22 protein-coding genes, 1 tRNA gene and 1 other RNA gene are annotated in these 25,116 nt (G+C 35.4%); 4 read left to right on the forward strand and 20 right to left on the reverse strand.

Annotation, left to right across the window (positions count from 1 at the left end):
- Nucleotides 1-35: 35 nt before the first annotated feature.
- The 6 genes from csy2 to AC5LWZ_RS10150 all read right to left on the reverse strand — a co-directional run bounded on the left by csy2 (nucleotide 36) and on the right by AC5LWZ_RS10150 (nucleotide 8,677).
- Nucleotides 36-953 carry a type I-F CRISPR-associated protein Csy2 gene (gene csy2 / locus AC5LWZ_RS10125; protein WP_493463632.1) on the reverse strand — a complete coding sequence of 306 codons (918 nt, stop codon included), beginning with the start codon at nucleotides 951-953 and terminating at the stop codon, nucleotides 36-38.
- A complete protein-coding gene (gene csy1, locus AC5LWZ_RS10130; RefSeq protein ID WP_493463633.1) occupies nucleotides 953-2,329 on the reverse strand; it encodes a type I-F CRISPR-associated protein Csy1 in 1,377 nt (458 codons plus the stop codon). Before csy1 ends, csy2 begins: the two co-directional genes overlap by 1 nt.
- 68 nt (nucleotides 2,330-2,397) lie before the next feature.
- A complete protein-coding gene (locus tag AC5LWZ_RS10135; RefSeq protein ID WP_493463634.1) occupies nucleotides 2,398-2,721 on the reverse strand; it encodes a hypothetical protein in 324 nt (107 codons plus the stop codon).
- Between the two features lie 445 nt (nucleotides 2,722-3,166).
- Nucleotides 3,167-6,502: a type I-F CRISPR-associated helicase Cas3f gene (gene cas3f / locus AC5LWZ_RS10140; protein ID WP_493463635.1), complete on the reverse strand. Its 3,336-nt coding sequence runs from the start codon at nucleotides 6,500-6,502 to the stop codon at nucleotides 3,167-3,169.
- Nucleotides 6,499-7,452 carry a type I-F CRISPR-associated endonuclease Cas1f gene (cas1f, locus tag AC5LWZ_RS10145; RefSeq protein ID WP_493463636.1) on the reverse strand — a complete coding sequence of 318 codons (954 nt, stop codon included), beginning with the start codon at nucleotides 7,450-7,452 and terminating at the stop codon, nucleotides 6,499-6,501. The genes cas3f and cas1f overlap by 4 nt, the downstream gene beginning before the upstream one ends.
- Before the next feature lie 370 nt (nucleotides 7,453-7,822).
- The gene (locus AC5LWZ_RS10150; RefSeq protein WP_493463637.1) at nucleotides 7,823-8,677 is read right to left on the reverse strand and encodes an AraC family transcriptional regulator; all 855 of its coding nucleotides are present in this window, start codon (nucleotides 8,675-8,677) and stop codon (nucleotides 7,823-7,825) included.
- Nucleotides 8,678-8,996: 319 nt separating this feature from the next.
- Here AC5LWZ_RS10150 and AC5LWZ_RS10155 point away from each other — a divergent pair, with 319 nt between their 5' ends.
- Nucleotides 8,997-10,361 carry an MFS transporter gene (locus tag AC5LWZ_RS10155; RefSeq protein ID WP_493463638.1) on the forward strand — a complete coding sequence of 455 codons (1,365 nt, stop codon included), beginning with the start codon at nucleotides 8,997-8,999 and terminating at the stop codon, nucleotides 10,359-10,361.
- Between the two features lie 540 nt (nucleotides 10,362-10,901).
- On the opposite strand, the gene AC5LWZ_RS10160 is transcribed toward AC5LWZ_RS10155, so the two are convergent.
- The 8 genes from AC5LWZ_RS10160 to AC5LWZ_RS10195 all read right to left on the reverse strand — a co-directional run bounded on the left by AC5LWZ_RS10160 (nucleotide 10,902) and on the right by AC5LWZ_RS10195 (nucleotide 17,118).
- A complete protein-coding gene (locus tag AC5LWZ_RS10160; protein WP_110447299.1) occupies nucleotides 10,902-11,654 on the reverse strand; it encodes a TSUP family transporter in 753 nt (250 codons plus the stop codon).
- A 2-nt stretch (nucleotides 11,655-11,656) separates the two neighbouring features.
- Entirely contained in the window at nucleotides 11,657-12,724 is a 1,068-nt protein-coding gene (gene aroC / locus AC5LWZ_RS10165) for a chorismate synthase (protein WP_198247438.1), read from the reverse strand.
- Nucleotides 12,725-12,758: 34 nt separating this feature from the next.
- On the reverse strand, nucleotides 12,759-13,652 hold the full coding sequence (prmB, locus tag AC5LWZ_RS10170) for a 50S ribosomal protein L3 N(5)-glutamine methyltransferase (protein ID WP_493463639.1): 894 nt from the start codon (nucleotides 13,650-13,652) through the stop codon (nucleotides 12,759-12,761).
- Nucleotides 13,653-13,802: 150 nt separating this feature from the next.
- Nucleotides 13,803-13,890, reverse strand: a tRNA-Ser gene (locus AC5LWZ_RS10175).
- Between the two features lie 67 nt (nucleotides 13,891-13,957).
- Nucleotides 13,958-14,047, reverse strand: a complete 90-nt coding sequence (cydH, locus tag AC5LWZ_RS10180; protein ID WP_110447296.1) for a cytochrome bd-I oxidase subunit CydH — start codon at nucleotides 14,045-14,047, stop codon at nucleotides 13,958-13,960.
- A 29-nt stretch (nucleotides 14,048-14,076) separates the two neighbouring features.
- Complete coding sequence (gene prc, locus AC5LWZ_RS10185) at nucleotides 14,077-16,149, reverse strand: carboxy terminal-processing peptidase (protein WP_493463640.1); 2,073 nt, start codon at nucleotides 16,147-16,149, stop codon at nucleotides 14,077-14,079.
- Nucleotides 16,150-16,158: 9 nt separating this feature from the next.
- Nucleotides 16,159-16,695 carry an RNA chaperone ProQ gene (gene proQ / locus AC5LWZ_RS10190; RefSeq protein WP_110447294.1) on the reverse strand — a complete coding sequence of 179 codons (537 nt, stop codon included), beginning with the start codon at nucleotides 16,693-16,695 and terminating at the stop codon, nucleotides 16,159-16,161.
- Nucleotides 16,696-16,761: 66 nt separating this feature from the next.
- Complete coding sequence (locus tag AC5LWZ_RS10195) at nucleotides 16,762-17,118, reverse strand: DNA-binding protein (RefSeq protein WP_110447293.1); 357 nt, start codon at nucleotides 17,116-17,118, stop codon at nucleotides 16,762-16,764.
- A 178-nt stretch (nucleotides 17,119-17,296) separates the two neighbouring features.
- Between AC5LWZ_RS10195 and AC5LWZ_RS10200 the strand changes: the two genes are divergently transcribed.
- The 3 genes from AC5LWZ_RS10200 to rnpB all read left to right on the forward strand — a co-directional run bounded on the left by AC5LWZ_RS10200 (nucleotide 17,297) and on the right by rnpB (nucleotide 18,722).
- Nucleotides 17,297-17,569 carry a helix-turn-helix domain-containing protein gene (locus tag AC5LWZ_RS10200; protein WP_110447292.1) on the forward strand — a complete coding sequence of 91 codons (273 nt, stop codon included), beginning with the start codon at nucleotides 17,297-17,299 and terminating at the stop codon, nucleotides 17,567-17,569.
- 217 nt (nucleotides 17,570-17,786) lie between these two features.
- On the forward strand, nucleotides 17,787-18,149 hold the full coding sequence (locus AC5LWZ_RS10205) for an outer membrane protein assembly factor BamE domain-containing protein (RefSeq protein ID WP_110447291.1): 363 nt from the start codon (nucleotides 17,787-17,789) through the stop codon (nucleotides 18,147-18,149).
- A gap of 184 nt (nucleotides 18,150-18,333) precedes the next feature.
- Nucleotides 18,334-18,722: RNase P RNA component class A (gene rnpB, locus AC5LWZ_RS10210), an RNA gene on the forward strand.
- 2 nt (nucleotides 18,723-18,724) lie between these two features.
- Here the strand turns inward: rnpB and AC5LWZ_RS10215 are convergent.
- From AC5LWZ_RS10215 to AC5LWZ_RS10240, 6 genes are all read right to left on the reverse strand, one after another.
- The gene (locus AC5LWZ_RS10215) at nucleotides 18,725-19,414 is read right to left on the reverse strand and encodes a DedA family protein (protein WP_110447290.1); all 690 of its coding nucleotides are present in this window, start codon (nucleotides 19,412-19,414) and stop codon (nucleotides 18,725-18,727) included.
- A gap of 30 nt (nucleotides 19,415-19,444) precedes the next feature.
- Nucleotides 19,445-20,902 carry a metalloprotease TldD gene (gene tldD / locus AC5LWZ_RS10220; RefSeq protein WP_493463641.1) on the reverse strand — a complete coding sequence of 486 codons (1,458 nt, stop codon included), beginning with the start codon at nucleotides 20,900-20,902 and terminating at the stop codon, nucleotides 19,445-19,447.
- A gap of 101 nt (nucleotides 20,903-21,003) precedes the next feature.
- Nucleotides 21,004-22,479, reverse strand: coding sequence for a ribonuclease G (gene rng, locus AC5LWZ_RS10225; RefSeq protein WP_110447288.1), 1,476 nt, complete (start codon nucleotides 22,477-22,479; stop codon nucleotides 21,004-21,006).
- Nucleotides 22,480-22,491: 12 nt separating this feature from the next.
- On the reverse strand, nucleotides 22,492-22,983 hold the full coding sequence (gene mreD, locus AC5LWZ_RS10230; protein ID WP_198220811.1) for a rod shape-determining protein MreD: 492 nt from the start codon (nucleotides 22,981-22,983) through the stop codon (nucleotides 22,492-22,494).
- A complete protein-coding gene (gene mreC, locus AC5LWZ_RS10235) occupies nucleotides 22,970-23,812 on the reverse strand; it encodes a rod shape-determining protein MreC (RefSeq protein WP_198220813.1) in 843 nt (280 codons plus the stop codon). Before mreC ends, mreD begins: the two co-directional genes overlap by 14 nt.
- A gap of 115 nt (nucleotides 23,813-23,927) precedes the next feature.
- Nucleotides 23,928-24,971, reverse strand: a complete 1,044-nt coding sequence (locus AC5LWZ_RS10240) for a rod shape-determining protein (protein ID WP_065562215.1) — start codon at nucleotides 24,969-24,971, stop codon at nucleotides 23,928-23,930.
- Between the last annotated feature and the right edge of the window lie 145 nt (nucleotides 24,972-25,116).

Below are 25,116 nucleotides of genomic sequence, written 5' to 3' on the forward strand. Positions count from 1 at the left end.
AATTCATTCCTTTTTTCAATGCTAAACTTGTTTAATTAATCTTGATTAATAATATAAATATCTGCGTCATTCGATTGCAGTTCGCTGCATTTATAACGCCAAAATGCTTGTGATAAATTTTCTTGTAACCTTAGTGGAAATACCCACTTACCTAATCCATAAATACATTCGACAAATTGTGTTGGATGTTGATTACTACGGGCATGTTCAACCATTCCTGCGTCAAACAGTGGTGAAATAGCTTGATAACCAAGTGGTATCGGCACTAACCAACCTCGTCCCTGCTTGACCGATGTGGTTTGCCAATGCTCTTTTTCTTGCGGATGATGATGCAACATGGCAGTTTCAACTAACGCATCAAGTGCAGTAGCATTCGGATCTTTTTGTTGTAGCTCGGCAGTAATTTCCTGTAACTCTTGCTGTGCTTCTACTAAAACAAATGCTGGTAATAAAAGTTTTGATAAGGATTTATCTGACTCATCTGAAGAAAGTAATGAGACATTTTCTATTGATATAACCTGACCACCGGCAATACGTTGCTGATAAAATTTTTGCTTCATCTGCTTAATAAATGCTTTTTGTTGCTCAGTATTGTATAAGGTTTCAACATCGTCTATTTTCACCTCTATTAGCAATGAGACATCAAGATGAACTCGACCTTCTTCAATAATTGAACGAGTATCACCATTTTTAGCTAACGGATTGCGAGTGAGTCGAAATGTATAATCAGAATAGTTATTAGGTCGATAAACTTGTACATCACAATCATGACAAGCGATTAATACACCATCCAGATAGATAGGATGATCCGACTCAATTTTTCGATTTAAAGCATGAATCGCCCCTAAAAATCCCGAAATAGCCGGAAAACCATAAGTTAACGGACTGGAGATGGCATTGGCATTATGAATTTTGACATGATCAAAAAAGAGATAGAATGTTAAATCTGCCATTAGAAGATCCCCTCCTTCCTACGTTGACTGGCTTTTACTGCTTCGCGAAATTCGCGACGCCACTCTTGAGATTCAGCATCAGAGAATTGTTTTTTAGTATTGTCGAATTTTTCTATTAAGGCATTTTTAATCCAAAAAGCAAAATCCTTTTCTAATTCAACAACCCAATTACCTTGCTCATACTGATGTTTAAAGTTTTCTTCATCTTCAAGTTCAGCCCGATTAGGATCAAGCCAAAGTTTTTGTGACATCAGCAACGAATAATCACGACTCCAACCTGCCGGCATTGAAGTTTGTATATTCCGAGCAAATTTAAGCAATAAAGTTAAAATAACCGCAAAGGCATCTTTTCGATTATCACGCTCTTCAACTACATTTTTGGGTGCAGCAACCATATCGAACAGTAAGCGAAAACCAAATCGGCAGAAATACTGTAAGGAATTGTCAAATACACTTTCTTTTTTTTGACCAATTGACGGAAATTGAGAGCGCTCGAATTTAGGTGGCATTGAAGGTAGTAAAAAATTACGACCGCCTTGATTACTGGTTAATTGACTTACCCCTTGTGGATTACTACCACCAAGTTTTACCACTGCTAAGTGATGGAAAGTAAAATAAGGTTGATGTTCTACTCCTTTCAAGCGCCGTTGTTCACGAGCTTTTTTATTTTCTTCGGAAAAGCGGGTTTGTACTTTTTGATAGACTACATTACACAAAGATGTGGGATGCAGAGGAACAAGCAATCGATAATTATCTTCTTGTTGTGACAAATAACTCTCTTCACTATTCGGCCAATAAAGTTGCTTATTAAGTTCGTCAGCTTTCGGTTTTTCAAAATCATTAAAAATAACTTTTTTAAAATTGGCTAAATAGATTGCTGCTTTCTGCTCATCATCAGATAGCGCTTTTAATACAGCTGGATGATCGTCAATAATTAATTCTAATAATGTTTTATTATTTACGGTTTGATTTAGAAGAGAAAAGATATCAAGAGAAGCAGCGTTTCCCGAACAGTCTGCTTTAATAGTTAATGGGGTTAATGAAGAAACATATTGCTGCTCATTAGGTCTTGCTATTGTAAAAAAGTTAATATTATTGCCTAAACTTGAAGAATGAATGCCTTTAGAAGTTGTATTACACACCGATATCCAGAAAATACGTCGAGTTGCAGCATCTTCCATCCAATTTTCAAAATCAAATTTTTTACTCAGTTCTGACATCTTCTGTTGAGATTCATTTACAGCCTTTTGATCGCCTGCTTGTGTAGCTTTTTCTAATTTGGTCAATTCACTTTTATAACTGCTGTTATTAGCAAGCCGTTGCTGAAGAAAGTCGACAATAACCTTTCTTATATCTTGCCAAGAAATATTATTCATTGGCCCTCCTTATATTTGTAAAAATGAAACAAAAAAAGGCTTATACTTTTTAGTATAAGCCTTTATTTTTATGCTACTTTATAAATCAAATATAACTTTAAAATATTAAGTGCGTCATTATTATATTTCAACTCATTATTAGCGCTTAAATGACGATATTTTTCTTTATTTAACTGCAAATTTTTAATTAATAATTCAACTTCTTTTCTAGTTGAGATATTAAGTATTTTCATAATATCTTTTATTGAATAATAATTAGAATTTGATGCTAAATCTAGAATAAGTTCATCATTTGCAGCTTGATTGTCAATTACAATTTTTTGCAATTTATTTAACTCAAATTTGTCAATTGAAATTTGACAGGCCAATACTAAAGAATTATTATTAGGCATAATTTTTTCTCCTATTGTTCTTAGGGTTGAAATTTAAAACCTTAGTTGTTGGCCCAACTAAGGTTTTGTTGTTTTTAGATCGTATAAAATTTAATACTTAAAACATGTAACTTTCATTACATGTTTGTAATGTTATATATTAACCAAACATTAGTCAATTATTTTTTTGCTAAAATAATTTCATAGGGACATTTACCCAGAAAGAAAAATCATTTACTATTGATAAATAAGGAAAAACCGCCTATTCGGCGGTAATAAATAAAATTAACATTTATCATAATTTCATATTTCTAAACTACCTATACGGCAGTGCAGTTAAGTATAGAGTAATTACTCTAACATTACTAGCATGCACAACTCAGCTGATTATTTTCTATAAAACTAGTTATGTAAAAAACTTTTTTTAAATATAAATTTTTCTAAAAATAATAAATAACCTCTTCTTTTAGCTTCTATCTTTATAAAAACCAAAATAGGGATGAAAACACCAGCGTGTTTCGCTATTCACATTAATAGTACAAAATTCATTAGCTAGCCGATAATGATTTTTATCTGGAAAATATTCTGCTATTTGAGTAATCGCTTGCTCAACGGTATTGGTAAGCCATGGCTGTATCAATGGATTGCTAAATTGCCAATTATCATATTTAAAATTTTCGTTTTGCGGATCACCACAAAGTTCATTTGGCGTTTGCCAAGCGATTTCGGCATAACTAAATCGGTATTCGCCATTGTCATCAAGTTGGCAGATATACTCCTCTTGTGGTTGCTCTTGCAGCCTGAAAGGCGAGATTAACTGTAGATGGACACAATGGTGATGTGCCAAATCGGTTTGCCAATAACTGGTAACATAATTACTTTTGCGCGCATTGATTGGAAATAAATTTGCCATAACCTTATGTTCTAGTTCTGCTAATGTTAAGCCTGCTTGCGAATCAGTCATAATGCGAGGAGTCGCATTAATATTTTTTAATTGTTCTGACGTTATCAGTTGTTCAGTCTTATGCGTTTTTAATAAAAATAATGGTTTTTGCTCAAACCCCGGTTTAGTAAAACAAGCGCTATTAACACCTAAATTATTGCCGTTTTTCATCGCTTCTAAATTACTGCCTAGAATCGCCACATTGGCACTTTCGGCTATTTTTTCCGGTCTATGCCGCCAAACGCGTCCTACTAACTGAATAATTGAACGCATTGAAGATGGCTCTACAATAGCCCAATCATAATCATGATCACGTCCAACTTCAGTAACCGGTGTGCCGATGACAATAAATATGTGATGTTGTTTATCACTGTCTTTTATTGCTGCACGGATTTCAGGTTGTTGAAATAATTTATTAGCATCACCACGGTTTAAAATTCTATCCAGTTTCTCTTCTAGTTGACTGCGCAATAATAGCAGTTGTCTGGCATGATAAACCACCAGATGAAATTGAACATTTGCCGGTAACTCAGTTTGCTGGTAGATTTGCTTAGTGAGCGACATCACATCATCAATGTGCGCAAAGCGCATTAAACCGAGACTAATTTTTTTGTTGGTTTGCGGATCTTGTTGATGATGCTGTAAATGAAAATGATAAGCTTGATCTAATAACTGTTGCGCCAATAGAGCATAGCCGAGATCTGAATTTTCTTTTTTATGTAATGAGTAATTTAATAATTCTAAAATTTGTCCTCGACGACGAATTGTCCCTTGTTGCAACTTATCTATTCTTTTTTCGATAAACTTCGTATGATGATGTTTAAAATTAACAGTATCAGCTATTTGTTCGACTGACTGCTGATATTCATCAAACCATCCACAAATAATCCCCTGATTAGACCTTCCTGTATTCTGATTCCAAATTTTTCGACCAGCTTGATAAGCATCAAATAAACCAGCAATAAGGTCTGGCGTTAAAGTGGCTGATGAGAGTAACACTTTACTGCCATAAAGCCCGGCTAAATGAACTAACCTTGCCAAAGCAGGTAAATCTCGCTGATCAAAATCATCCGGTTCATCTAAGATTAAATCCGCTGTAAGCAACCTTAAGGTAGGGGCAATATATTTGCCACCTCTGAGACATTCGCTAGCTTGCATTAAGTGATCAACAGTACATGTCACAATTGGCGCATAGATTAATTGACGAGCCTTACTGTTTTCGATAATGGTACCGAGTTCACAGTCAGCAATACCACTCTCTGCCACATCAATATATTCATCGACTAACGATTCTGTCGATTCACAACCAAGAGTTTCGGGATTGATCTCTTTATCTTTATCATTTTCATTTTTATCAATTTCCGCTTGATTTTCTAACTCAAATAGGGTCTTTGTTGCCCGACCACCAACCAAAATAGCCAAATGTTCATCGGTTAAATGCAATCTTTCACGTAATGCTTTACCAGTTTGTAAGGTTAATACTCGTAATCCTAAAGCAATCGTAAATCGCACCCCACGCTGTGGATTTGATAATGCATACATAATTCGCCCATTAGCTAAGGTTTTACCACAGCCGGTCGATGCCATATTAACGCCAAAAAAGCCATTATCATCACTTAATTGTTGATAACTTTTAGCTAAATCAAAAGCATGGTTTTGCCATTGAAAGCGTTTAATGGTAGTGCGTTGCATAAATGGTTTATGCTGATTAATTGCTGGTAATTCAGTGTTGATTTTAGGTAGCAAGCGAGCAAAACGAGCGGCAAAATTAGCAACACCTAATAGATGATCATCTAATCGTTGATTGGCGTGCTGGCTTTTATTGGTATTGGCGATAAGAATATCTTTAACTTCTTCTGCTTCTTCATCATTGCTTGATATGCTGGAATAGTTATGGTCAGCAACCATAAGGCTTAATCGTGATAAATGTAATAATAATGAATCAATATTGGTTAGTTGCATTAAAGGAGTGTGATGAATTGCCTTGTTTGCATAGCGACTTAATTTTTTAAGCCAAGATTGGCTTAAGGTTATATCACTTTTAAGTTGCCAAAAATCGGCGCTGTCTTCAATATTACTATTTCTAACCCAGTTTTCAACAGCAGTAAAAGTGCTAAAAAAACTTTTTAGTTTTAGACCAGATAGAAACATATCTCTCAGTAGCTTCTTATCTTTATCACCTCCTAATGAAGTTTTTAAAAAAGGCATGCGATGGTGTGAAACAATTAACCAGCCAATCCATTGGGCCAATAATGGCAATTGAGAGAGATCGTTTTTTTCTGTCTTTGCTAGCTCTCTATACCAATCAGGTCTTAATTGTTGATAATCAGCAAAATTGGTTAATCGAACTAAAACATCTTGATTAGTATTACAATCACGAATCATCAATAAGAATAACTGTAATGAAATCCATTCATGACGAAACGGATCACCTGCCGGTCGACTTTTACGTAATTTATCTTGAAAACCGACTGTCGCCTTACCCAAATCATGCAATAGTGCAGCAATGGTTGCGATAAGTTGGATAGATGTGGCATATTGCCAACTATTTTCACTATCATTGCGTAATATATTACGCTTAGTACGATTAGTTGGCACTCGGCCTTGTTGATTAAATTGGCTTTTATCACCAACAATCCAGAGTAGATCGGTTAGGTTTTTTCCGTGCGTCCAGTAACAAGCAACGGCAGTATTTTTTCGTGCTGTTTTACGTAATAATTTATACAGTGTCTGCAAACCATCGGTAGTCATCGGCGTTTGCCAAGTTCGTTCACCACAACGTTCAGCAAACTGATCGATAATACGACGAGTCTGAGTTAATGCATTTTTCTTGCATTGGCTAACCAGTAAAATATTCATGTTTTATCTGCTATCTGCTTCAATGTATCAATAATCATATCCAGCGCACCTAATTGCGCAAACTGTGAAATACATGCCTGTCGCAACTCTTTTTCACTATCACCTTGTTTAGCTGATATAAAAGCTTGGGGTAACACAATACCATCTTTAATAATATCAGCAGCATCAAATACTAGCCCTCCTCGCCTAGTTTTGCCATGTAATATAGCCAAACCATGTGGTAAGCCTAATACCCAACAAGCTGTTGCTCCTAATCCATAAGCTAAATAATTACCATGATCTAAAAATTGATTAGCAGGATCATAATGCTTGCCGCGTGAGCCTTGCTCCCGTTTAAAATTATCATCTTGTAAAGTCAGTTGATTTGCCATGCCATAAAGGCGTTTGCTGATGCGCCCTTCAGCAGCTAACAATGCTTGACTCGTTGCCGCATCTTGAATTTGTTTTTCAGCATCGTTTAACAACGTAGTGAGTTGCTTATCGTCAATTTGCCAATCAAATTTCGGCCAACATTGTTGAATAATTTTGAGTCGCTGTTGTTGAAGGGTTTTAGCGGCTTGTAGGCGAAGATTATCGTCAAACCAGAATTGACACCAACTTTGCAGATATTCGGTTGCACGATATTCACTTTGCGGTGAAAAAAATTGGCAGGCAAATTCTGATTCTGTCGAGGAAAATAGAGGCGTTCCCCCTCCCCCACAAAAGCCAATCATGACTCCTGCACGAGAAAGTTCACGCACAGCAGCTTGAGTTAATGAAGTGCCGGTACCAAGTAAAATACAGCTAGTATTAGCTATTGGAATGTTCCAATATAATGACTGCTGCCCTTGATCAGTCACATATTCAACTCGACCGCCATTGACTAAAACTCGACAATGCTCCAAATAATAGATATTTGCACGCTTAGAATGTAAAATCGTTTTAAGATCAGACGAATGAATTAAATCCATGATAATAAGTAAATAAACTCAAGTTCTAGATAGCAATAAATTAACATTGTTTTATTTATAAAACGAGTCTTTTAAATAATTATCTAAGAGATTTAATAAATGATTTTACCGCCTATACGGCATGAATCTCATAGTAAGTTATTTTCTTTTTAAGTTAATACTTAAATCATATAATAAACTGTTTAATTGAGGTTTTTGCTAATTATTATTGAATAGCTTAGATGATTTTTTAAATCTGAAGGTATTTTGGGATTAACTTATCAAGTACAAGTTTTTTATTTCTATTAAAAAAATTATATTGCTCTAAAAATTGATCTATTTACTAAAACCGACTTTTATTGCTAATTACATTACGAGACTTAGAAAAAATTTATTTGATTAATTTATCATTAATATGATTATCATTTTGAATAGAAGTATAAGTAAAGTTTCGCCATGAGAGACGGTTTCGCATGGCTCTTTGATAACTACCTGGTGTTACCCCAAAATTTCGCCGGAAAATAGCAATAAACCCACTTATATTGTCATAACCTAAATATAAAGATATTTCTGTAATTGGTTTTCCAGCTGCAAGCAATTCTAACGCTTTTAACATGCGCAGTTTCTGACGCCATTCTGTAAAATTAAATCCGGTTTCATTGGTAAATCGACGAGTTAATGAACGTCGGGAAATACCAGCCCAAACGCCCCATTCATTAATGTTTCTATTATCACTAGGATTATCAGACAAAGCTAAAGCGATTTTTAACAGACGCATATCTTTAGGCATTGGCAGTGCTAGCTCAACTTGCGGGATTGTTCTAATCTCGTCAAGTATCACGGCAATTAATCGCTTCTGTTCTGGTTGCAGTTCTGAATTATGCCATGACATGGTTCGGTTAATTGCTTCGCGCAATAAGTCAGATAATTCTAAAATGCATGGTTTGATAGGTAGTTTAGCACATGCATTTTTTTGTATATAGATACTCCATCCTTCAAATTGTCCATGCGTTCCAAGAAGACTATGTTGTACATTCGGGGGGATCCAGACAGCATGAGTTGCAGGCACTACCCATTGACTACTTTCTGCTTCAATTGAAATTAATCCCTGTAATGTACCAAGTAACTGTCCTCTCGAATGACCATGACGTTGTGTCACTCTTTGTGAAGAGTGGCTGGCTGTTGATATGATCATCGGTTCGCTATCAGAAGAAGCAAACTGTGGAGAAATGAGTGGAGTATTCATTTATATGGCCCCGATGGGATATTTTGTGGCTTAAATTGGCTAGTAAAACGCTATTCTACTGGCTATCCTAAAGTCTTCTCAATTAAGTTAAAGGTAACACGTTAGCAATAAATAGATAAGTTGTAAATCAACAAAATAATCGTTTTTTAGACAAATTAATTGGTAATTTTCAAATTTATTAATTGCTTAATAGTCTGGTTTTAATAAGGAAACAGATACATGAAAGAAAAACATAAAAATTATAAAGAAATTACATCATCAACATTCAATGGAATATATACACAAGGCGCAACTAAATATAATATGGAAAGGATTTAATATGAAACAATCGCTAGACCTGACCATTTCAGAAAGAAAGTTAGTATTTGCGATGACGCTATCTAGTATATTACCATTATTAGATAGCAGTATTATTAATGTTATTTTACCCGCAATTTCGAATGACATTAATGCCTCTTATGCTTATATACAATGGGCGGTTACCATATATATGCTTGCTTGCGCAGCTGGCATATTACTATCACCTTATATACATGAAAATTTTGGACTCAAGAAAGCATGGATCGGCTCAATTTTTGTTTTTCTTATTAGTTCTATATTAGTTGGATTTTCATATAATCTGGTTTCTTTAATCTTGTTCAGATGCCTACAAGGTTTTGGTGCAGGAATATTAATACCTATCACTCAATCGATAATAGCGACTCATTTTGCTAAGCAAAGGCTAAAACCGGTTATGGCATTGATTGCTATTCCGTCAGTCTTTGCCCCAGCACTAGGACCAATTTTTGGCGCAATATTATCGGAACAATTAAATTGGAGAATTGCTTTTTTTATCAACATACCTTTGGTGCTTTTAGCTTTTTTCTTTGGTAGGACAACAATACCAGAGACTAAAACATCTAAATATAATATGAATATTTATGTATTTATGACATTTTTAATTGCTTTAATCCTATTTTTCATCTCAATTAAAAATATCACGACAGAACATTTTTTTGGTACTTCTAATATTATTATGCTGGTTTTCGCAATTGGTTTGATGATGGTTTCATTTATTACTAATAATAAGTCAGACAATAAACTAATCGATTTAAGTGCATTTAATAGTCCTCAATATTCAATGTCAATAATGATGGGATTTCTGACATCACTTATCTTTTTCGGTTTCATGATTTTTTTTCCTTTAATACAAGCAATAAATAATAATATATCCATTACTTATATTGGTCTGCTACTTGCCTTACAAGGTGTAGGAGCTTGGTTGGCGAGAAAATTTATTTATAAATCTTTAAGTGAGATAAATTCATTTCTAATTATTGGTATAGGTCTAATAATATCAGCAATAAGTATATTAATAATTCAAGTAGGTGGAAACGCCTCTGAAATCATCGGTTTTACTGTTCGAGGCTCCGGATTAGGTGTTGCTACGATTGCTGTTCTCTCTTCTCCATTTGAGTTTTGTGAAAAAAATCAGATTAAGGATACAAGTGCTATCACTCGTGTGATACAGCAAATTGGAGGTGCATTTGGAAGCGTATTATCAGGAATATTAATCAACCTAACTCTAGATCAAATAATTTCAGTAAATTGCGCCTATCAGATAATGTTTTTTCTATCTCTTGTATTTGGTATTATTGCTGTTATTGCCTATATTTTCTCTTATCGAGTGAATACAAAAAGTTAGTATACAAAAAAACTGAACATATGAGTTCAGTTTTTTAGCTTATTTAGCAATACCACTAAACCACCTATACGGCGTTGAACACTCCACTTTTTCTTTTAATGCAATCTGTGTTTTTCTAAACCACCTATACGGCGTTGAACCAAAATCTTGGCGCTTCGATTACCAGTACAACTTTCTAAACCACCTATACGGCGTTGAACACCAACACCTATCCCTGTTTCTCGTAAGACATTTTCTAAACCACCTATACGGCGTTGAACTAGAAACCAATATAATATAATCATTGTTCAAATAAAGGTAAATGACAATTTTGATATTAAAAACCCTTTTTTTGCGGTTAATTTCAACTATCTGATTTTTATCAGATTAATTTTGATGTAAAAAAAAGGGTTTATTATTGATTTAAAATATAGACTTTGGGAAATGCAAAAACCCCGTTCCTCAAAATTTTGAGGAACGGGGTTTTTAATTGGCTAATGTATTCTTGGTTGTTAGCTTATTGATTGTACTAAAACTGGTTCTAAATTTTATTAGCAATGATTAAAAGAAGTTTTCATAGATTAATTTGACACTCATAATGGTAGAAACGGTAATTAACATTGGTCTTATTAATTTTCGTCCTTTAGCAATAACCATTTTTGCACCTAATCTTGCGCCGATAAATTGGCCAACTAACATAACTAAACCAATTGACCATACCACTTCACCGCCAGCAATAAAGAAGATTAATCCTGCTAAATTAGAGGTAAAATTGAGTACTTTGGTATGAGCGGTTGCTTTAGTTAAATTGAATCCAGCCAGAGTAATATATGCGAGTGCATAGAATGATCCTGCACCGGGCCCAAAAAAACCATCATAAAAGCCAATAATCAACGCAGGAATCAAAGCAAACTGTAAAACCGAAAGCCGACTATTACGATCACTATCTCCGATTGTTGGTGATAGTAGAAAATAAAGTCCTACACTAATGGTTAATATTGGTAACAATAATTTTAAGAAATCCGCTTGTATATGCATGACTGATAATGTGCCAAGAGCGGAACCAATGAATGCACAAGCAATCGCCCATTTTTGCTGTTTTAAATCAACCATACGCTGACGAATAAAATAGAAACTAGCAGAAAACGAACCGCCACAACTTTGTAATTTATTAGTGGCTAATGCACTAGCTGGTGGTAATCCTACAGCAAGTAGTGCCGGTACCGTTAATAGTCCACCGCCACCAGCAATTGAATCAATAAAGCCTGCTAACGTCGCAATTAAAAAAAGTAAAACCAGTAATTCGTAACTCATGATTATTTTACATCACTACATTGAGCCCGATAGCGAAGATAATGATCCATTAATACGATAGCGACCATTGCTTCAGCAATAGGCACTGCTCGAATACCGACACAAGGATCATGTCTACCATGGGTTGAAACTTCAACACTTTCTCCATTAATATTAATTGATTGTCCAGCAATCTCAATACTTGGAGTTGGTTTTAATGCTATGCTGCTAATGATAGTTTGTCCCGAGCTAATTCCCCCCAAAATACCACCAGCATGATTTGATAAAAATCCTTGCGGGGTTATTTCGTCACGATTTTCACTACCACGTTTATTAACCGCAGCAAAACCATCACCAATTTCAACCCCTTTTACTGCATTAATGCTCATTAATGCATGGGCAAGATCAGCATCTAATTTATCAAAGACGGGCTCTCCTAAACCTACCGGAACATTTTCTGCCACAATGCAGACTTTAGCGCCAACTGAATCGCCATCTTTTTTAAGCTGCCTTAATAGTTGATCAAGTGCTTCTAGTTTACTTTCATCTGGGCAGAAAAAAGGATTTTGATCGACCTGTTGCCAATCATTTAATTGACACTGGATATCACCCATTTGTGCTAAATAACCACGAATGGTAATACCTAACTTTTCATGTAAATATTTTTTGGCAATAGCACCTGCCGCAACACGCATGGCAGTTTCACGTGCCGATGACCGACCCCCACCACGGTAATCCCGAATACCATATTTTTTTTGGTAGGTATAATCGGCATGGCTCGGTCTAAAAATATCTTTTATTTTGCTGTAATCTTGTGAACGTTGATCGGTGTTTTCAATTAATAATCCAATACTTGTACCTGTAGTCACACCTTCAAATACCCCGGATAGGATTTTTACTTGATCAGCTTCTCGACGTTGCGTAGTGTAACGAGATGAACCAGGACGGCGGCGATCAAGATCGTGTTGCATATCGGATTCGCTTAAATTCATTCCGGGTGGTACGCCATCAACAATACAACCTAATGCAGTACCATGTGATTCACCAAAGGTAGTGACTTTAAATAATTTACCAATTGAATTTCCAGCCATAGTTCTTATTCCAATTTTTTATTTTATAGTTAATTTATTTAAAATAGTGCTGATAAGTCTTCAAGTCAGCCTGCGTGATTGCAAATACGCCAAACCCACCATGCTCAAAACTGATCCAGTTAAAGGGTACATCTGGATATTGTTCTTGTAAAGATACCCAACTATTACCAACTTCACAGACTAATACACCATTAGGTGTTAGATAGTCACAAGCATCGTGTAAAATTCTTTTTGCTAAGTCTAATCCATCAAATCCTGCTTCGAGTGCTAATTTTGGTTCATATAAAAACTCGTCAGGAAGATCACTCATATCTTCATCATCAACGTAAGGAGGATTAGTCACAATTAGGTCATATTTTTTATTATCTAATTGATTAAATAGATCGGATAAAATTGGTGTAACTTGATATTGCATATCATGCAATTCAATATTAGTTTGAGCGACATCTAATGCTTCTAATGAAATATCGGTAATATCTACTTGAGCATCAGGAAATGCATAAGCACAAGCAATACCAATACACCCACTACCAGTACAGAGATCTAAAATATTTTTGGGTTCACTACTGATTATATCTTTAAACTGATTATTAATCAGTTCACCAATAGGAGAACGTGGAATTAAGACCCGTTCATCAACGTAAAAACTATGACCACAGAACCACGCTTGATTAGTTAGGTAAGGTGTTGGTAAGCGATCATTAATACGTTTGTTGATGATCTCATTTAGTTGTTGTTTTTCATCATTAGTCAGATTTGCAGCATAAAATTCTGGAGGAATAAATAGTGATAAGCCTAGCGTAGCTAAGATAAGTTGTTTAGCTTCATCGATAGGGTTATCGGTGCCATGGCCTAAAAAGATATCCGATTGACTAAGTTGCGAAGTGGTCCAGCGTATATAATCCTGAACAGTGCGTAAGTTTTCCATAGTAACTCCGAAAGATCGTGGAGAGGAAGAGATTAATCGTCACGTCAGGTCATTAAAGCTGAGGTAAATGCCAAGACCATATTAATAGATTTTATTGGCAATGCTAAAGAACCTAATGGCTCTTTCCTTCGATGACTAAATAAATATTTATGGCGGTGAGGAAGGGATTCGAACCCTTGATACGTTGCCGTATACACACTTTCCAGGCGTGCTCCTTCAACCACTCGGACACCTCACCTTAATTTAGCCCTGCTTTTTGAAAGCAGGGTGCATACTATAATTATCTGCAAACAATTAATCAAGTGTTAATTCATGCAAACGATGGTTCCAAATACAGCAAAAACAGCTAAAACAAGAACCGTTGCGATTAAAGCATATTTTAAATTGATACTCATAATACTTATTCCTTACTTTTTGTTTATAACTATTCAATTGGTTTATCTAAAGAAAGAAATCCACCTCTAATTTTACTAGCTTCAATGCTAGGATAATTTGGTATTAAATCAAGTAGGATTTCGACCGCCTCATCTAAAAATGCATCTGGTTGTTTATAATCTTTAGGCAAATCTTTTAATTTGGTAATTTGTGCTAACCCAGCACGATTTAAACGTTCATTCATTCTTTTTAAATCACGATCATCGTTAGCCTTTTGTTCTGTTTCTCGTTCATTTTTATTCAAAGAAACCAAATATTCATTATCTTTTTTATCATTAAATCGCTTAATATCCTCTTCAATATAATTAAATTCAGGATTATTAGCTATACGAGCTTGATGCTGTGATTTTAAGTTAGCTAGCAATGGTTTAATATTAGCAACAGTAAGATAATCAGCGGATGGAATTTTATCCCACGGCATAGCATTATCTAAGAAGCGTTCTCCAGTTTCATCAACATACTGACTTTTCGTCATCTCGATATCAGGTACGACACCTTTTAATTGAGTACTTCCACCATTAATACGGTAAAATTTTTGTACCGTGTATTGCGCACCACCAAGTTCTGGCCATTTAGGATGCAATCTGGCATCTACTGGGTATGAAATATTACGAGAAGTTTGTACTGTACCTTTACCATAGGTAGTTTCACCAACAATAATAGCTCGACCATAATCTTGCATCGCTGCTGAAAAAATTTCTGATGCTGATGCACTATAACGATTAATCATGACAACAATTGGGCCAGCATATTCAATTCCTTTATTTTTGTCATTGTAAGTGGTGATCTTCTGTAAATTATCACGTACTTGTACAACTGGACCACTATCGATAAATAATCCTGTTAATTCAATTACTTCAGCTAATGAACCACCGCCGTTATCACGTAAATCGATAACCAAACCTTGTAATTTTGCGCTATTGGCTTCTATAATTAAAGATTCAACTTTTTTGGTTAAACCAATATAAAAACTCGGTATTTCAATCACACCGATTTTTCCACGTCTATTATCGATAGTTTTTAATTTAGCTTCACGGTCTTCAAAATGAATTTTATCACGAGTGATTTCAATCACTTTCGGTTTACTGTTATTACCAACGGGTAAAATTTCTAATTTAACTACGGTATTCTTAGGTCCACGTATTTTGTCAACAATATCGTCTAAACGCCAACCGATGACATCTTCAATTGCAGAATTACTTTGTCCTACCCCAATAATTCTGTCACCGACTGATAATAATTTACTTTTCTCGGCTGGACCACCAGTCACAAAAGACATAATAACAGTATAATCATCTTGTTGGCTAAGCGTTGCCCCAATACCTTCAAAGGAAAGACTCATTTCTGAATCAAAATCGCGTTTTTTACGTGGCGCTAAATAACTGGTATGAGGATCAATTTCTCGCGCAAAGGCATTCATAAATACTTGGAAACAATCTTCATTATTGGATTGGACAATGGTTTTTAATACTCGTTGATAACGTTTGGTTAGAACTTCACGAATTTGGCCTTCATTTTTACCAGTTAAAGATAAATTTAACTCATCATATTTAACCCGTTTATCCCAATATTCATCAAGCTCTTTTTCAGAAGTTGGCCACGCCATATCTTCACGTTTGAAATTTATTTGGTCTTTAGTATTAAAGTCCATCGGACGCTGTAAAACCTCAAGCGCATATTGGTAACGATTATAACGTTTTTGCAAGAAAAGATTGTAAATATCGTATGCAGTTTTTAAATCGCCATCCATGAGTTCTTGCCCCAATTGTTCTTGACGATTACGAAATTTATTTACATCATCTTGAAGAAAGATGGTCTTATTACCATCTAACAATTTGAAATAACGATCGAAAATTTTAGCAGAAAAAGCACCATCTAACGAAAAGTCACGGTAATGTGATTGCGTAAAAAAATTGGTCACGCGTTTGGCAACCACTTGATGTACTTCGTCTTGCTTTAAAACAGGAATTTGTTCTGTTGCCGACGTTTTAGCCTGAGCGGCAGTACTAATTATGCATAAAATGAGACCGAATTTAAAAAAACTTTTCAGTAGCTTATTCATATAAATTCTCTATCTGTTAATAATATGCTCAGGTTTGACCATTAATTCCATTCCAGCGCCTACTTTAACTTTGATATGTTCCTTTTCAATTGTGATGATTTGTCCTTTTATTGGTTTATTACCAACATTAACTTTGACAAAATCACCTAATTTCAAAGCTCGTGGCTTTCTAGCCGGTTTTGGGGCCGCTTTACGTTTTTGTTTTGCTCGTTCTTTAGCTTGTTCTTTGCTTTCTTTTAATTGCTGTTGAGCATGTTCCTCTTGTTCTTTGGTGATAACTTCAGTTGGGTTACCATCTAAATCAACTCGATGTGTGCCTTCTTTTATACTATATAGATAACGCCACCCCATTGTGTAACCTCTTAATGCAACACGGAGTTTCGTTTTACTTAGTACTTCACTATTTTCAAGACGAGAAAGAATATCTTGAAAGATGCCAATTTTTAAAGGTTTGGCTTCCCCTTCAATTGTAAAACAATTCGGAAACTGTTGAGCTAAATAAATAATAATCTCTTTACTATTCGTTAATTGAAACTGATTTTCCATTGGTTATTCCATAGTAGCAACTAAAATTTTCTGACGTTAAAGTATATATCAGCTTATACAATAACACTAATTATCTTTTTTATGTTTATTAATAAAGGTAATGAAATCTTTAATACCATTACGCATTAGCCATGAACTGACAATTGTTCGTTCTTCAGTAGATAACTGCTCAAATGCAGTTATCCAAAGTTGTAGTGGATCAATCGGCGAAACCACATAAGTCGCACTTTCTTCTTCAAGACATAAAGCTTTTTTCACATCTATCGATAAACTACTTATATGATATTCAAGTGCTTTACCACGAACACCAGATCGTTTTCGAGAAGTCCACTTTTCAGCTCTTGCTTTACGGTTAATCCCTTGTGTTGTTGAAGGCATTCCAGCAATGCTTAACAATTCTTTGGGAGAAAACCATTCTTTCATTTTAATTACCCTACTTTTAAGAAACAAGAAAAAAGTTATAGAAATTAAAGAAACTTTGTTACAATAATAAGAAACAACTTATTAATGATGTTAAAAGTTAAATTATAAACTTACTGGTTTTGATAACATGAAAGCATAACATAGATATTTAATGTTATAAACTAAGAAGGAAGAAAAAATGGAAATAAAATCTAACGACTGGCACAAAGCAGATATAATTGCAGCATTAAAAAAGAAAGGCACAACTCTAGCAGAACTATCTCGCAAATCAGGTTTAAGTTCATCAACATTAAGCAATGCATTGGTGAGACCATGGACCAAAGGAGAAACGATTATAGCCAAAGCACTTAATTTGAAACCTTCGCAAATTTGGCCTAGTCGTTATATTAATTCCATGACAAAACAACCAATTAAACGAGTATTAAGAAAAAAACGAGACGATACCGCATAAAACAATAAATAGATATAAATATCTTATCCATTTAAAAAATAATTGGAAACATCAAGAAACATTATATGTTTCCATATATTCATTTTATCTTTTTATGTTAATAATTGCTGTTAATTGCTATTGTTGAAATCTTTGATTTCTTCATTTTCTACAACTGTAAAGCTATGTTATGATTAGCTATCTTTTGTTAAAAATCATAATTAATAGGCAATAACCCATGAAAAACCTTAGTAAAATCTTGATCGTTCTTTTTTCAATATTGGCATTAGCAGCATGTTCACAAAAAAATTATTATGAACAAGGTACTCCTCTTAATCACGAAAAGGTGAATAAAATAGTGGAAGGATCAACTACTGAAGCACAGCTTTTACATATATTTGGTGAACCAACAGCTAAAACAGTTATCAATAGTAATGAAACTAAATGGACTTATAAATATCTGAAAAAAAGTTCAACTAGTCACGTTTTATTAGGTGAAACCAATTACAATATTCTTGAAGGTACATTAGAAGTTATTGTTAACCAAGGTGTGGTGACTTGGTTTAACTATGATCAAAATAATAAACAGAAAAAATGGTAATTCTCATTACGTATTAAGTAAGGCACATCACATTGATGTGCTTTTTGCTTTATTTTCTCTGACTACACGGCTTATTCAGCAAACACTAATTTAATTATGCTTAAATTAATACTTTTGCACAGATTGCAGCCATAATACTTATTCTGTTCTGGACAAAAATAACGATTAGGTTATACTCTTTGCCGAAATTAACCAGACAATCGCTGCTTTGTTGTAGTCCTTTGCAAAAGGGAGACAAACAGAGGGGAGGAAAGTCCGGGCTCCATAGGGCAGAGTGCCAGGTAACGCCTGGGGGGTTTTGGCGAGAGCTAAAATTCACGACTAGTGCAACAGAGAGTATACCGCCGATGGCTTAGTAATAAGATCAGGTAAGGGTGAAAGGGTGCGGTAAGAGCGCACCGCGCAACTGGTAACAGTTGTGGCACGGTAAACTCCACTCGGAGCAAGGTCAAATAGGGATTCATTGGCGCGGCCCGCGTTGAATCCGGGTAGACTGCTTGAGCTAATGCGTGAGTATTAGCCTAGAGGAATGATTGTCCACGACAGAACCCGGCTTATCGGTTAATTTCGCTCTTTTACTTTTCTGTTGTATCTTGTTTCACTTGCTTTTTATTATTCAACCAACGTTTAAATGCTAGCCAAATTGTAAAAAGCAAACCCAATAGCAATAAAATTACCGGAATTAACATAAGCAACGACATGATTTGCTTTTCATAGGTTTTGAAAACCGGCGATAAGCCGAATAGATACCCTAATGTAACAATTAAGAAAATCCATAATGTCGCACTAATCCAGTTATAGATATGAAACTTGCGACTATGTAAACCCGATAATCCCGCCATCATCGGTAATAAAGTACGCACAAATGCAATAAATCGTCCGATAAATAAGGCTTGTAATCCGTATTTATGAAATAAAACTTCTGATTTACGATGATATTTTTCGGGCAAATGTGCCATCCAATTTTGCACAATTTTAGTATTGCCAAGCCAGCGCCCCTGCGCATAACCAAGCCATGTACCAAATGCGGCGCCCGCAATTAGAATTAAGTTTATTAGACCAAAATGAAAAACATCAAGACTAATCAATACACCGGTTAGAAACAGTAAACTGTCTCCCGGTAAAAAGGCTGCCGGTAATACACCATTTTCTAATAAAATGATAACAAAAAGCATGCCATATAATATCCATAACACATCTGGATTTGAGAGTGTTGCAAGATCCATATGAACAAATGCTTGATAGAGTGTAATGATTGTATCCATTTAGCTTAATTTCTCATTAATGTATTATTGTTAGTGGTTAATAGTACCACCTACTGTTAAATTATTCACTTTTAAAGTCGGTTGTCCAACACCAACCGGTACACTTTGCCCTGCTTTACCACAAACGCCAACACCTGAATCTAATTCTAAATCATTCCCTACCATTGAAATCTGTTGCATAGTTTCAATACCAGATCCAATGAGTGTTGCACCTTTAACCGGCGTAGTAATTTTACCTTTTTCAATTAAATAAGCTTCTGAAGTTGAAAAAACAAATTTACCCGAAGTTATATCAACTTGCCCACCAGCAAAGTTAGGGGCATATAAACCATAATCAACACTTTGAATAATATCATCAAAGCTCGATGTCCCTGCAAGCATATAGGTATTTGTCATTCTAGGCATTGGTAAGTATGCGTAACCTTCACGACGACCATTACCAGTCGAAAGACAATTCATTAATTTTGCATTAAGCTTATCAAACATATAACCTTTTAAAATGCCATTTTCAATTAATACCGTTTTTTGGCTAGGTGTACCTTCATCATCAATAGAAAGCGAACCTCGACGATTAGCGATGGTACCATCATCAACTATCGTACAAAGTTCTGAGGTAACTTGTTGACCAATTTTACCGGAAAATACCGAACTATTTTTACGATTAAAGTCACCTTCTAATCCATGACCTACTGCCTCATGTAGTAATACGCCGGGCCAACCTGCGCCTAACACCACTGGCATAGTGCCTGCCGGTGCAGGCTTAGCTGAAAGCAATACTAAAGCTTGGCGCACCGCTTCGCGAGTATAACTATCAATATGGCTTTCACCTGTTTTAACGTTAGTCGTTAAAAAATAGTCATAACCAAATCTGCCACCGCCACCACTGCTACCTCGTTCACGTTTACCATCTTGTTCTACAAGAACTGATACCGATAAGCGAACTAATGGACGAACATCCGCACATAAAGTACCATCAGTAGCCGCAATTAAGATATCTTCATAACTACCAATTAAGCTTGCCGATACTTCGATTACTCTTGAATCGAGCGATCGAGCTAATTTATCCACTTGCTGTAATATGGCAATCTTTTGTTCTTGAGCAAAACTGTTTATTGGATTTATCGAAGGATAGAGCGTAATATTTTCCGCAGTTTTAAATGGTGTAACTGCTATAGGCGTTTGCTGTTTAGTAATTGAATTAGCAGCCAATACACTTTGTTCTAAGCGAGCTAATGATAATTGATCGGTATAAGCAAAACCTGTTTTTTCACCAATAATTGCTCTCACACCTACACCTTGATCACGATGGAAAGAAGCATTTTTGATTATACTATCTTCAAGTGACCAACTTTCATAATAACCGGATAGAAAATATAAATCACCAAAATCAATTTTTCTTGAACTTAACATATCAAGTAAATTCGCTATATTTTGTTGATTTAAGTTATTTGGGTGGAGTAACCTTTCACTCACTTGAGTTACTTTCATAAATTCCTTAATTTACTGATTATAAAAATAAAAAAATTTGTTTCTGACTATCACTTATCAATAGATTTTACTTAGTTTTATGGTTAATACAATTAAACTAATTACATAAGTACAACATCATACTGTTCTTGTATATAAAGTGGTTCAACTTTTACTTCAACTCGTTTACCCACAAAGACTTCAACTTCGGCTAAAGCATGAGACTCATCATTGGTTAATGCATTAGCTACTGCGGCTGATGCATAAACTAAGAAGTACTCCGAGCGATGAGCTTTATAAACACGGACAATCTCACGCAATATTTCATTACATACTGTCTCGACAGATTTAACAATACCACGACCTTTACAAGAGGGACATTCTTCACAAAGAATATGGCCAATACTTTCACGCGTACGCTTACGTGTCATTTCAACTAACCCTAAACCAGAGAAAGTATTAACGGATGTTCGTGCTCGATCTTTAGCTAAAAAATCTTGTAATGATTGTAATACCCGCTCACGGTGAATATCTTCTTGCATATCGATAAAATCGATAATAATAATGCCACCTAAATTACGTAATCTTAATTGGCGAGCAATTGCAATCGTTGCTTCGATATTGGTATTGAAAATGGTTTCTTCTAAATTACGATGACCGACAAATGCACCGGTATTGATATCAATGGTAGTCATGGCTTCGGTTTGGTCGATAATCAAATAACCACCAGATTTTAATTTAACTTTTCTATCTAGTGCTCGTTGAATTTCATTTTCAATATCATACAGATCGAAAATTGGAATATTGCCACGATAATGGGTTAGTTTACTAGTTACTTCAGGCATAAATTCCTGAGTAAATTCAAGTAACAAGTCATAAGTTAATTTCGAGTCAACTAATATACGTTCGATTGGATCACCAACGAAATCTCGTAATACTCGTTGCGATAAAGCTAGCTCTCCATATACTAAATTTTTACTAACCGGACGAGCCATTCTTTCTTGAATTTTTGTCCATAGCCGTTTTAAAAAATTAGCATCTTGTTCAAGCTCATGGGCGTTTGCCCCTTCTGCCGCTGTTCTAACAATAAAACCGCCTTCATCAGAGACATACTGTTCAACGATTTTTTTCAGCCGTTCTCGCTCTTCTTCAGATTCTATTCGTTGCGATGTAGCAACATGAGTCGAATTTGGTCCTGGCATTAAAACTAAATACCGTGAAGGTAAAGTTATGTCAGTAGTCAACCTTGCACCTTTAGTTCCTAAAGGATCTTTAACCACTTGCACCATTAGATCTTGACCTTGGCGAACCAGTTCAGAAATATCTTTAACTTGAAATTGCTCTTGATCGCTATCGGAGACACATTCAGTATGTGGCATAATATCTGAAGCATGCAAAAAAGCAGCTTTTTCAAGCCCAATATCCACAAAAGCGGCCTGCATACCAGGTAAGATACGAATCACTTTTCCTTTATAAATATTGCCAACAATTCCGCGGCGCGATTCACGATCAACATGGATCTCTTGTAAAATACCGTCTTCAATATAAGCAACACGAGTCTCTGAAGGTGTCACATTCATTAATAATTCAACAGACATAATGATTCCTTTTTAATTGATAGCAAAGTTCCGTCTTATTATTCGTAAGAATAGATAAATCACTATCCATAGTAGCCCATCAACACAACTAGATACTAAAATTAAAGGCGAAATCGTTATGGTGTGATAAATAGTAACCTGAAACATAAATACTAAAAAATTGTAACAAAGTGATACAGCAAAGATGACAATTGCTTGCTGCCAGAGCGCTAAATTACGAATTAATTGAAATTTAAATAGTAGCAAGTAAGCCATACAGGAAAAAATAAACGCATGAATACCGAGAATAGATCCGGAAAATAAATCCAAGACTATGCCTAGTATAAAAGCCATGCCCATTCCAATGCGATGAGGAAGTGCTATTAACCAATAAGCCATAATTAACATTAATAAATGCGGTTTAAGCATATTATAATCAGCTGACCATGGAATAATCTGCACACATAAACCAATCAACAGTGTTAACCAGATAATCAAAATACTAAATCGATTATTCCCCCTCATGTTTTACTCCTTGCTCGCCCCATAGTAATAATAAATAGCGTAAACGTTTTAAATCCGCAGTAGGTGTAGCAGAAATAATTGGAGTTGAATCACTAATATCAAGTTTCACTGAGCTTACCACAGCCACTGGATAGCCTTCAGGGAAGCGACCATCAAGTCCCGAAGTAACTAAAACATCACCAACTTTGATATCAACATTGTTAGGTAAAAAATCAAGGGTTAAATCATTACTACATCCATTACCAACTGCCACCATAGAAATATCGTTTCTTAGTACTTGTACAGGGATTGCATGTTGATAATCACAGACTAATATCGCACGGCTGGTTGATTGGGCTGTTTGATAAATTTGTCCAACAATTCCTTTCTCATCTACAACTGGTTGGCCAACATAAACACCATTATTTTTCCCCTTATTGATCACAACTTGATAAATATAAGGATCAGTATCAGCCAGTAAAACTTGAGCAGCCATTTTATGTTCATCATGCCTTAACGGTGAGCCTAATAATCCTCTAAGGCGATCGTTTTCATGTTTTAAATGTTCAAGTAATAGTAGATCACTTTTCTGTTGCATTAACGTTTCTTGCAATTTGGTATTTTCATTAATTAATGCTTCTTGTGTTTTTGACATTTCATAAAGGGAGTCAAATGATGATTTTGGCGCATTTGAAACATTATAAAATGGTGAAATTAGGGTATCTAAATAATAACGAACCTCTTTAAAAGGACGATAATTAATATCTAATACGATTAGCACCAGAGCGAGTGTTAGTGCAATAAATAATTGTACACTCAGAGGCGAACGCTTAGAAAAAAGTAATTTCATTGTTCAGTATTTACCTGTTATATACTTAGTAGTTAACTATTCTAATATATGACTCCGCCGACAATGTCGGCGGATAAAATGAAATAGTTGGTTACTTATTAGTAATTATTTAATGTTATTCTTCACTAAAGAGATCACCACCATGCATATCAACCATATCAAGTGCTTTACCACCACCACGCGCTACACAAGTTAGTGGATCTTCAGCGACAACAACATGGATACCAGTTTCAGCGGATAACAATTTATCAATATTACGTAATAATGCACCGCCACCAGTTAATACCATACCATGTTCAGAAATATCTGAAGCAAGTTCTGGTGGACATTGTTCAAGCGCTACTTTAACCGCGCTAACAATGCCACTTAATGGCTCTTGCAATGCTTCTAATATTTCATTTGAATTTAAGGTAAAGCTACGTGGTACACCTTCAGCTAAATTACGGCCACGCACTTCAATTTCAAGCACTTCATCACCTGGATAAGCGCTACCAATAAAGTGCTTAATTTTCTCAGCGGTTGCCTCACCAATTAATGCACCATAATTACGACGAACATAATTGATAATTGCTTCATCAAAGCGGTCACCACCAATACGTGCCGACGCGGAATAAACCACACCATTTAACGAAATAACGGCGACTTCAGTTGTACCACCACCGATATCAACCACCATTGAACCAGTCGGTGCTGAAACAGGTAAATCAGCGCCAATAGCCGCAGCCATTGGTTCTTCAATTAAATAAACTTCACGTGCGCCAGCACCTAAAGCTGATTCACGAATAGCCCTGCGTTCAACTTGAGTAGCACCTACAGGTACGCAAACTAGTACACGCGGACTTGGTCTTAAAAAACTATGACTATGAACTTGTCGGATAAAGTACTGTAACATTTTCTCAGTTACGGAAAAGTCTGCAATTACACCATCTTTCATTGGTCTAATCGCTGCAATATTACCAGGTGTTCGTCCTAGCATCTGTTTCGCAGCATGGCCAACTGCAGCAACACTTTTAGGTGTTCCAGAGCGATCTTGACGAATGGCAACAACTGAAGGTTCGTTAAGTACAATGCCTTGCCCTTTAACATAAATAAGCGTATTGGCTGTACCTAAATCAATCGATAAATCATTTGAAAACAAGCCGCGAACTTTTTTGAACATAATAAAAACTCTTCCTAGAATTAATCTTGTTTGTATATATTTGAGTATTTAGAAGCAAACTAAGGCATCTACAGAATATATATTTCTAAATTTTATCCGATAAATAAGAGATTATTTAGCAGATAAAAACCACAGCCAGCCTCAA

This window comes from Gilliamella sp. LMG 34362, assembly GCF_984569125.1.